This window comes from Psychrobacter sp. Arc9 (assembly GCF_041431295.1).
Taxonomy (GTDB): domain Bacteria; phylum Pseudomonadota; class Gammaproteobacteria; order Pseudomonadales; family Moraxellaceae; genus Psychrobacter.
Genome location: NZ_JASMRK010000031.1, coordinates 21,249 through 30,813, shown reverse-complemented (window position 1 = coordinate 30,813; position 9,565 = coordinate 21,249). Strand labels below are relative to the sequence as shown.

The following is a 9,565-nucleotide window of genomic DNA, read 5'->3' as shown; positions in this document are numbered from 1 at the left end:
TTCAGGGGTATAATTTCGTGTTTTCATTGTCATATTCTCTCAGAAAATTGAGTCTCCGACAATCCCGGGGCGGTTCAAATCCTCACATATTTTGATATCATATGGGCTCTGCGTCATATTCGGCTGAAGTTTTACACTCATCACTTTCTCCTTAGTAACCGACATAGTCAGAGTGCGGTAATAGCTCATAAAGCTCGCTCTGAAGCTGACAACGCATATCCTCAATCACATAACCAAGACTCGAGTCTAAGCGCTTCTGCACCCACACACGCATTGCCATATCATTATTAAAGCACCGCTTTACTCCCAAGAAGCGTGCTAGGTTATAACCCGATGAAATGTACAACTCACGCATCAATGCATTAGCAATCTCATTCGCATCTTCACTGATTGCGCCATCAGGTTTAAACTCACCAAACAGCTCTTCATAATTGATAATTGTCATAGTGACGTCTCCTTATCAGTTTGTTTATTCCTGATAAGTGCTTCAGTGTCAGAGCTATTCGATACGCTAGTTAACTTCTCTTTGCTCGCAAGTAGCAAGTTATCCATCGCTGAGCCATCCTGACGGGTGATATCAGGCACATAGCGGCTATACACCCTAAACAGCATCTCCGTACTGCTGTGACCCATTTGCCGTGCTATCCACTCAGGATTCTCACCAGCAGCCAGCCAAAGCGTCGCTGCCGTGTGCCGAGTCTGATAAGCACGCCGGTGTTTCAGCCCAAGTAGGGCAAGGGTGGGTTTCCATACCCGTCTATTCACATTACGGTACTCCATCGGATTGCCCTGTGAGTTGCAGAATACGAACTCTGACTTACCATAGGTGCGTGCTTTCTGCTCTAGCAAAGCATCGTAGACTAACTGTGATATTGCAATATCACGCTGTGAGCCTAATGTCTTTGTTGGACCCATCTCACCATTAACTAATGCCTCTCTTATACTGATCTCACGGCGATCAAAATTAATGCAATCCCACTTCAGCCCATCTATTTCACTGGTACGCATTCCTGTAAAGAAGCGAATAGTGTAGTAGGGCTTATAGTCAGCTCGAACATGCTTTAAAAACAGCCATACCTCACTCAATGTAAACGGGTTTACATCCGGACGAGTTTGTTTAAGATTCTTAATATTTTTATAAGGCATCTCAAACTCATGGCGATCAGACGCTTCTTCTAGTATCATACGAAGTAGTATCATAATCTGATTGATTCGTGCTACTGACAGACTTGACTGACCATCTTTACCGTAACGAACTTTGGCGAGGGAGCTACGGAAGGTCAGCAAGTCTGATTTTTTTATAGCATGTACCGCTTTACCACCAAACTCAGGTAAGAGATACTTATCTAGAATAATCTGTATCTTTTGCCGATAGCTCGGTCGCCATTCAATCTTCTTCTCCTCATACCAAATATCGACAAACTGCCTAAAGGTTGGATTGCGACTGATACAAGCTTCGGCTCTATCAGCCAGTGCCATCATCTCCTGTGCTCGTTCACTTTTTGGAAAGTAAGCAGCATAGTCAAAGATGCCTAGGGTAATTTCTGCTTCCATTTTTTCGATAATTTTAGCCAGCTTCTTTCGATTAGCTGGAGTGTCTGTGAGATTAGTCGTCTCACGGCAACGCATATTCATATATCGAAAATCTACGAATAGCTTGCCACGTCTCGATCTTATTGACGCCATTATTTGACTCCTTGTTTAAATAAAACTTACTGTAAAGCCATACCGTTGATGACACTCATAACCGGCTTGCACATATCCTCTTCGATACGCTCCCAAACGTACAAAATCTTGCGACCGCCAAAAGGACGAATGTAATGGATGTTTTCAATCAAAACAGTGTCCTTAAGTTGGTTACGGATAGTACGTGCATCGTATTTGATACGGTCGGCTAATTCTTGAGTAGTGAGATAAGTCTGTGACATAATAGTTCTCCATGTGAAATAAATTTACTATTAGTGAATGATTAGTTATCACTAATTAGTACATATTATCTATAAATATTATCACTTGCAAGCACTTTTTTATCACTTTAGGGATTTTATAAATGATTAAGCTCAATTTACCTGTTTTATTTGCACAAAGAGGCATCCGTGTAGCTGATGCTGACAGGATGTCTAAACTAGGAAGATCTACTTTGTATCGAATGTACAATAATGAAGTCACTAGAATAGACTTTGATTCATTAAATGAGCTTTGTAAGCTTTTAGATTGCACACCCGGCGATATTATCCTCTATGAAGAAGATGAAGTTTGTGAGGAATGGGGTTCAGAAGAAAGTTAGAATGCTTAATAGAATAGTTCTTTGGAGTGTTTTGAAAATCATCAAACTTAGCGCCGATAAATATTCTACTCGTCCCAATTTTTTTCAAATATTAGGTTGTGGTCATCACTGTTTAAACGACAATTAATCTTAGATGTTATAAAACCAAAATGCATTTTAGAAAAATTATACCTCTGAGAAACACGTTTTTTCCTGAATTGAGGTTGGGTTCAAAAGTTAGCATAGTGCCAAATTTACTAGGTTAGGTATCATGATGATTTTTGAACCAAAAATAGCTAGGTTGTGGTCAGATACGCATACGCAGTTTTAGGGCAGGGCACGGTTTGGGCACCAAATGGGCACCGCACCGAAAACGGGCTTTTTGATTGAGTAGCTAGACTTAACTGAATTAGAAAATATATTTCGAAATATCTTCTACAGCCCTTGAAAATTGGACAAAAAAAAGCCTCACTGTTAAGTGAGGCTTTTTAAGTATTTGGAGCGGGAAAAGAGATTCGAACTCTCGACCCCAACCTTGGCAAGGTTATGCTCTACCACTGAGCTATTCCCGCTAATTATCAATTAACTATCGTCAGTTGATGAAGGCGTATTATACGCAGTTTTTTTTAGGTGTCAACACCTATGACGAAAAAAATTAAAGTTATTAAAACAGGCGTGTCTTCTGGCCGTAGATATATGTTATAACGGTTTATTATAATATGTATTCCAAAAGCTTTGTAGTACATAAATAAGCTGGGACGCACTTTATAATTTAACCTCAATCACATTCACAATTATCAATACTTACAAAGATAAGTCATAAGGATAAAAAATGAGTCAACAATATACCATCGCTGATTATTTGTTTGATCGTGTCGCAGAAGCGGGTGCATCTGAGATATTTGGCGTACCTGGTGATTTCAATTTAACTTTTTTGGATAACGTTCTAGCCTCTGACAAGCTACGCTGGGTGGGTAATACCAATGAGCTAAATGCTGGCTATGCTGCCGATGGCTATGCACGCGAGCGTGGATTTGCCGCTATGGTAACGACCTTTGGCGTGGGCGAGCTGTCAGCGATCAACGCGACTGCAGGTTCTTTTGCTGAGTATGCACCGGTATTGCATATCGTAGGTGCACCAAGCACAGCGCTACAAGATTCAAAGCGCCGTATTCATCATTCGCTTGGTGATGGCGTATTCAATCATTTTATTAAGATGGTTGAACCTGTGACGGTAGCACGAGCGCAGCTTACTCCTGAAAATGCTGCTTCAGAAATTGATAGAGTGATTCGCTTAATTCTCAAAAAGCATCGCCCAGGTTACCTATTGCTATCACCAGACGTTGCGCGCCAGCCTATCTATCCACCAACGACCAAGCTGATCGATAGTCAAGAAGACATTACTAGCCAAGCGGCATTATCAGATTTTAAGCAAGCACTAACCGATTTTTTGCCAAATAAGACCACGACCCTAATGGCAGATTTGATGGTGCATCGTTTAGGCTTACAGTCACAGCTCAAAGCATTGATCGCTGATACCGATATTCCTTATACCACGCTATCTTGGGGCAAGACGCTACTCGATGAAAATAGCGATCGTTGGGCAGGTACTTATGCGGGTGTTGCTTCGCGTCCAATTGTCAAAGATGCGGTAGAAAACTGCGAATGCCTTATCAAAGTAGGGGTGCAGTATACTGATACCACTACTGCAGGGTTTAGTCAAGATATCAATGAAGATGTGGTCGTAGACTTGCATTATGAGCGTGCTTCTATCAGGGGTAAGAACTTTGCACCGATTGCGCTAAAAGATGCGTTGCAAGCCCTACATGAAGTGATGACCTCTGGCATTAACATCGTACCAAAACCTTTCTGTGAAGAAGTTAAGCCGCACGAACAAAAAGGCAAAGACAGTGAGGCTATCCGCCAAGATGATTTATGGCATATTATCGCTGACCGCTTAGATCACAATAACTTGGTGTTTTCTGAACAAGGGACGGCCTATTTTGGTATCAGTGATGTGCGCTTGCCAGAAGGGGTAACGTCATATGGGCAGCCGATGTGGGGATCAATTGGCTACACGTTACCTGCCAGCTTGGGTGCGGCAATTGCATCGCCAGATAAACGCAGTGTGTTATTAATTGGGGACGGTTCAGCATTGCTAACGATCCAAGAGCTAGCGGTCATGATTCAAGAGCGTATCAATCCAGTCATCGTCCTAATCAATAACGATGGTTATACGGTAGAGCGTGCCATTCATGGCGAAAATCAATATTATAACGATATTCCTAAATGCGATTGGCAGATCATGCCAAAAGCTTTTGGCGCCACCGAAGCAAACAGTGTATTGCTCAAAGCAGAGACGGCAGGCGAGCTAAAATCTGCTTTCGACAAAGCTGCTGCGACTACCGATAAGCTTATAATGATTGAGGTGATCGCAGACAAGCATGATATACCGCCATTGCTAGCAGACATCAGCGCGGCACTAAAGCCAAAAAAGGATTAAGCAATTCGTAGAAGCTTACTTAATAGAAGTAAATAGCCCCATTTAGCAACTTAGCTAAGTGGGGTTTTTGCATTTTTTTATCATACGGATTAATTAATCAGCGATTGCTCTTATGTCAGTTTGCAGACTTTAGTATCATGGCGGATTGGGCTACGTTCAGCCTTTATAGTCAACAGGAGATGGACCCGTCGTGATTTGGTTAAAAATGCTTATCGGCGCCTTGATGGTACTGGCGATTCAAATGTTCGCCCAAACCCGATTTTTCTATTTGGCGGCGCTTGCGCCACTATTCCCCACTTTTACGTTAATCAGTCACTTTATCGTTGGTACTGAGCGCAGTCCCGCTGATTTAAAGGTCGCGCTGATATTTAGTATGCTTGGTGTCATACCGCATTTGATTTATACCTTTGTGGTTTTTTTTAGCATCAGTTATATGAGCTTATACAAGGCACTGCTATTAGGTGTGGTCGCTTGGACGATTGCGGCTGCGATTCTAGTACTGACATGGCAATACATTCAAGGTTAAGTAGTATTAAGACGTAAACTCTTTTAGCCTAGCAATGGCATTTTATGGGCTTCACTTTAATATTTAAACTTTTTTTATTGAAGTCTTTTTTATTAATTTAGTATTGGCTGCTAGTTCTGATAGTGATGCTAATATCATTATAAATAATTGTCATTCATATTTTGAATAACGGCCGCTTATGATAGGCTCACTGGTGTAATATCTACTAACAGCAAGATAACGAAAACCTCATCGCAATCAATTACTATTCTTAATAATAAAAAATAGGGCTCAAAAAAAATGGATACCTTAAATATCCTGTATCTCGTAGGCGCAGTACTAATTTTCGCCAGTATCATGGCGAGTACATTATCGGCGCGCTTAGGCGTACCATTGTTGTTGCTGTTTTTGATAGTGGGTATGTTGGCAGGCGAGCAGGGTATCTTGGGTATTGAGTTCTCTCAATATGGGCTGGCCAATTTTGTGGGACAAGCGGCGCTGGCTTGTATCCTGTTAGATGGTGGTTTACGTACATCCTTTAAATCATTTCGAGTGGGTCTAAAACCTGCGATTACCTTGGCTACTTGGGGCGTGCTGGTCACGGTTTTGGTGCTCGGGGTATTTGTTACTTGGTTGCTCGATGTCGACTGGCGTTTTGGTCTATTGATGGCAGCGATTGTGGGCTCAACCGATGCGGCCGCTGTATTCTCTCTACTGCGTAATGGCGGGGTCAAGCTCAATGACCGCGTTCAAGCCACGCTCGAGTTAGAATCTGGTGCCAACGATCCCTTGGCCATTTTATTGGTGACGGGGTTAATTGCTCTAAACGTCGACCCTGCTGGTCAGACAGCATTTGGCTTTTTGGTCTTACTGTTTCAACAGTTGAGCTTTGGATTGGGCATGGGCTTGCTCTTTGGTTATTTGCTCTCTCGGTTATTACCCAAGATACATCTGGCAGAGGGCATGTATGCCATTTTGATACTCTCAGCGGGCTTGGCGGTATTTGCTGCGACCAACTTGATTGGCGGTAGTGGGTTTTTGGCGGTGTATCTCACAGGGGTGCTAATCGGCAACCACAAGGTGCGCTCGACAGAGCATGTCATGCGCGTGATGGACAGCTTTGCGTGGCTGTCGCAAGCGGTGTTGTTTGTGGTATTGGGGCTATTGGTCACGCCATCAAACGTTCTTAATGTCTGGCATTATTCGGTGGCGATAGCGGCGTTCATGATCTTCGTTGCCCGTCCTATCGCGGTCTATACTAGTGTGAAACCATTTAAATTTAAAGATCGAGAGATTGGGTTTATCTCTTGGGTTGGTCTGCGCGGTGCGGTGCCCATTACCCTTGCGATTTTGCCCGTCATGGCAGGGATAGATAACGCCTTTATGCTGTTTGATATTGCCTTTGGGGTTGTGGTGCTGTCACTGATTTTGCAAGGCACGACCATTCCTACTATGGCGAATTTATTTAAGGTACGTATTCCAACCAATAAAGATCCCAAAGAAGAACACGAGGTTTGGGTATCGGATAAGGCGAGTATTACTTTTTATGAGTTTGAGGCGCAATCAGGCGCATTTGCTATTGGCCGCCATCCTATGGGAATCTCAAAAGGCATTAGCCCTGATGAGATTAGTATATTTGCGTTGGTGCGCGGTCAACAAATCGTCGTCGTTGATGAAAATACGAAAATAAAATTTGGTGATAGTGTTTGGTACGCCATGCGAGGTAATCACGCTAGCAAAATCGCTAAGATTTTTAATGACACAACGTTAGATCGTAAGGCTATTGATGACTTTTATGGTGATTGGTTGCTATCACCCAGTGTAAAACTCGGAGATTTGCCATTTTTTTCAGAAGCCATGGTCGCCAAACCTTTGGTAAAAACGCTGAAAACGACCGAAGCAGACAGTACCAAAGATATGTGGGAGCAGACAGTCGCTGAGTATGTGACCTCACATTTAGGTACCGCACCCGTTTCAGGCGATACAGTTGTGGTGAACGATGAGTGGTCACTGGTCATCAAGGAAGTAGGTGAAAAAGGTAAGCTTAGAAGCATTGGTCTCAAGCATCAACAACCGTCTGTAGTAGTGCAGTGATATTCGTATTCTCTTTATAGTAAGTTCATCATCTTATTCAAAAAGTCAGCCGCTTGTTTAGGCTGATTTTCTCGATATGCCCAATGGTGCTCGACATCATAACTTGCCTCATCAGGCAGCAGTATTTTCATCAGTCCCATACCCTCATAACGCTTCGCTAAATCACGCGGCAAGTAGCCAACATGGTGGCCTGCAAGGATAAGCTGCGCTGTCGCCTCCATATGATAAGTAGTCGCGCTTAATGTCTTGGGGCGAATATGATTGATATGGTGCTCTACCACATAGCCTCTTTTTATCCATGGATAGTTCTGTTCTAAATCTTCAAAAGTTAATCCTTCTGAGTTGTAAAATAATCTATGTTCGCGACCACAGCAGACCACTTGTTTTTCAACAAATGCTGGCTTAAAGGTCAGTAAAGGTGGAAAGCTGCCAAAGTATCCCACGCCAATGTCACTCTCATTACTTAAGAGCTTTTCTAACATGCTCTCAGGGCTTTGTACGTCGATAGAAAAGTGTATTAACGGGTTATTACGGTAGCTGTTGGCTAGACGTTGTCTAAGTGCATCATAAAAAAACTTGGGCATTTGATCAATCAAGCAAAGCCTGATGTGCCCGCCGTGAACTGAGTCTAATTGTTTAATATAATGCAGCTGATGTTGAAAGCTGGCGACTGATTCGGTAAAGCCCAAACATGCCTCGTAAACAGCGGCACCGTCCTCTGTTAGCTTAAATCCTGCTCGACCACGGTGACACAGCGTCATTCCTAAGCGATCTTCTAAGTGGGTTAAGTGTCCACTGATCACAGAAGTAGTGACATTCAAACGCGACTGGGCGGCCGTCACGCCTTGGCACTCTACGATAGCCATAAAGCTGCGTAGTGTTTTGATGTCTATCTTTATCAGTTCATCCAATATCAAAAGCAGCTCCTCATTTATCAATCAATATCATCTTTTAATCGATACTTCTTTTCATAAACTTCTGATAGTGACCTATAAGCGCACTTTACTACGAAAAAATAGAAGTTTACTTCTAAATTTTACCATGGTTCCTTCTCTTATATTTATGTATTGTCAATGGCATGTAGCAAATTGTGTACTTAAACCAAATAGAACAAGGAAGTAACTTATGACATTCAATCAACCATTAAGCGGCAATGATATGCCAAGATTTGGCGGTTTCGCTTCTATGATGCGTCTGCCAACTCAAGCCGATGCTGAAGGGTTAGATGTGGCGTTCGTTGGCGTACCTTTAGATATTGGTGCATCCAACCGTAGCGGTGCAAGATTGGGTCCTAGACAGATTCGTGATGAGTCAAGAATGATTCGTCCCTACAATGTGGCCACTCGTGCTGCGCCTTTTGAGTCATTACAAGTCGCTGACATCGGCGATGTGCCTATCAATACATTCAACCTGCTAAAAAGCGTTGATATCATCGAAAAATTCTATACCGATAAAATCGTCAAACACGGCGCGATTCCTCTAACACTAGGCGGCGATCATACTATCGCGTTACCTATCCTGCGTGCCCTTGCCAAAAAACATGGCCCTGTCGGTATGGTACATATCGATGCTCATGCTGATATCAATGATGATATGTTTGGCGAAAAAATCGCGCATGGTACGCCGTTCCGCCGCGCTGTCGAAGAAAACCTAATTGATGGCAATCGTGTGGTACAGATTGGTCTACGTGGTACAGGCTATAGCGCTGAAGAGTTTGACTGGTCAACTGAGCAAGGATTCCGTGTGGTACCTGCTGAGGAGTGCTGGTATAAGTCGCTAACACCGCTCATGGCTGAAGTACGTGAAAAGCTAGGTGATGGTCCTGTCTATTTGAGCTTTGATATCGACGGTATTGATCCTGCATTTGCCCCAGGTACGGGTACTGCTGAAATCGGTGGTTTGACTTCTACTCAAGGCATCGAAATCATTCGCGGTATGCGTGGTCTAGACGTGGTGGGCGGGGATTTGGTCGAAGTATCACCACCGTATGATCCATTTGGTAATACCTCGGTATTGGCGGCGAACTTATTGTTTGAGATGCTATGTATCCTGCCAGGCGTACGCTATGACGACAAAGTTAAAGCAGTTTATTAATCGTTACGTCTCAACATGATAACCGTATGATAACCCTAAAAGGAATGGGTTATTGACAATCTCTTATTGGTTAGATGTGGAGCATAGAGTAGCTTTATCGGCA

9 protein-coding genes and 1 tRNA gene are annotated in these 9,565 nt (G+C 43.1%); 5 read left to right on the top strand and 5 right to left on the bottom strand.

Annotated elements, in window-relative coordinates; genetic code table 11:
* Positions 1-151 precede the first annotated feature (151 nt).
* Genes QO187_RS12370 through QO187_RS12360 form a run of 3 tightly spaced genes read right to left on the bottom strand, consistent with a single transcriptional unit; the run spans position 152 to position 1,928 of the window.
* On the bottom strand, positions 152-445 hold the full coding sequence (locus QO187_RS12370; protein WP_102093390.1) for a hypothetical protein: 294 nt from the start codon (positions 443-445) through the stop codon (positions 152-154).
* Positions 442-1,686, bottom strand: coding sequence for a site-specific integrase (locus QO187_RS12365; protein ID WP_102093389.1), 1,245 nt, complete (start codon positions 1,684-1,686; stop codon positions 442-444). The genes QO187_RS12370 and QO187_RS12365 overlap by 4 nt, the downstream gene beginning before the upstream one ends.
* 26 nt (positions 1,687-1,712) lie before the next feature.
* Positions 1,713-1,928: a hypothetical protein gene (locus QO187_RS12360; RefSeq protein ID WP_102093387.1), complete on the bottom strand. Its 216-nt coding sequence runs from the start codon at positions 1,926-1,928 to the stop codon at positions 1,713-1,715.
* A 122-nt stretch (positions 1,929-2,050) separates the two neighbouring features.
* On the opposite strand from QO187_RS12360, the gene QO187_RS12355 reads away from it, so the two are divergent.
* On the top strand, positions 2,051-2,287 hold the full coding sequence (locus QO187_RS12355) for a helix-turn-helix transcriptional regulator (RefSeq protein WP_102093385.1): 237 nt from the start codon (positions 2,051-2,053) through the stop codon (positions 2,285-2,287).
* A 476-nt stretch (positions 2,288-2,763) separates the two neighbouring features.
* On the opposite strand, the gene QO187_RS12350 is transcribed toward QO187_RS12355, so the two are convergent.
* A tRNA-Gly gene (locus QO187_RS12350) sits at positions 2,764-2,838 on the bottom strand.
* A 260-nt stretch (positions 2,839-3,098) separates the two neighbouring features.
* On the opposite strand from QO187_RS12350, the gene QO187_RS12345 reads away from it, so the two are divergent.
* The 3 genes from QO187_RS12345 (at position 3,099) to QO187_RS12335 (ending at position 7,368) form a co-directional block, all read left to right on the top strand.
* Positions 3,099-4,769: an alpha-keto acid decarboxylase family protein gene (locus QO187_RS12345; RefSeq protein ID WP_102093384.1), complete on the top strand. Its 1,671-nt coding sequence runs from the start codon at positions 3,099-3,101 to the stop codon at positions 4,767-4,769.
* A 190-nt stretch (positions 4,770-4,959) separates the two neighbouring features.
* Complete coding sequence (locus tag QO187_RS12340; RefSeq protein ID WP_227511140.1) at positions 4,960-5,295, top strand: GlpM family protein; 336 nt, start codon at positions 4,960-4,962, stop codon at positions 5,293-5,295.
* A 279-nt stretch (positions 5,296-5,574) separates the two neighbouring features.
* A complete protein-coding gene (locus tag QO187_RS12335; RefSeq protein WP_371548514.1) occupies positions 5,575-7,368 on the top strand; it encodes a potassium/proton antiporter in 1,794 nt (597 codons plus the stop codon).
* 14 nt (positions 7,369-7,382) lie between these two features.
* Here the strand turns inward: QO187_RS12335 and QO187_RS12330 are convergent, their stop codons facing one another.
* Positions 7,383-8,285, bottom strand: coding sequence for a LysR family transcriptional regulator (locus tag QO187_RS12330; protein ID WP_227511139.1), 903 nt, complete (start codon positions 8,283-8,285; stop codon positions 7,383-7,385).
* A gap of 208 nt (positions 8,286-8,493) precedes the next feature.
* On the opposite strand from QO187_RS12330, the gene speB reads away from it, so the two are divergent.
* On the top strand, positions 8,494-9,462 hold the full coding sequence (speB, locus tag QO187_RS12325; protein WP_057760617.1) for an agmatinase: 969 nt from the start codon (positions 8,494-8,496) through the stop codon (positions 9,460-9,462).
* Positions 9,463-9,565: the final 103 nt, after the last annotated feature.